The sequence below is a fragment of the Pseudomonas sp. HMSC067G02 genome (genome assembly GCF_001813485.1).
GTDB classification, from domain to species: domain Bacteria; phylum Pseudomonadota; class Gammaproteobacteria; order Pseudomonadales; family Pseudomonadaceae; genus Pseudomonas; species Pseudomonas aeruginosa.
This window is the reverse complement of record NZ_KV812662.1, coordinates 1-335: the sequence shown is the minus strand read 5'-3', so window position 1 is coordinate 335 and position 335 is coordinate 1. Positions and strand designations below refer to the sequence as shown.

Genomic DNA, 335 nt, shown 5'->3' with positions numbered 1-335 from the left:
TGGACCAAGGCTACAGCCATATCGACGCCTGCCGTTCGCTGGGGGTGGTGGATTCGGCCTTGCGCCGTTGGGTGAAGCAGCTCGAGGCGGAGCGCCAGGGTGTGACCCCGAAGAGCAAGGCGTTGACGCCTGAGCAGCAAAAGATCCAGGAGCTGGAAGCCCGGATCAACCGGTTGGAGCGGGAGAAAGCGATATTAAAAAAGGCTACCGCTCTCTTGATGTCGGACGAACTCGATCGTACGCGCTGATAGACCAGTTGAGTGAGCAGGAGTCGGTGGAAGTGGTCTGTTCAGCTTTCGATGTGGCGCGGTCTTGCTACTACGTCCACCGTCTTC

Annotated in this window: 1 pseudogene; it reads left to right on the top strand. The window is 58.8% G+C overall.

The features are described 5' to 3' along the window. Window positions 1-335 (top strand): annotated as a pseudogene (locus HMPREF2914_RS10890) (transposase); the annotation flags it as partial.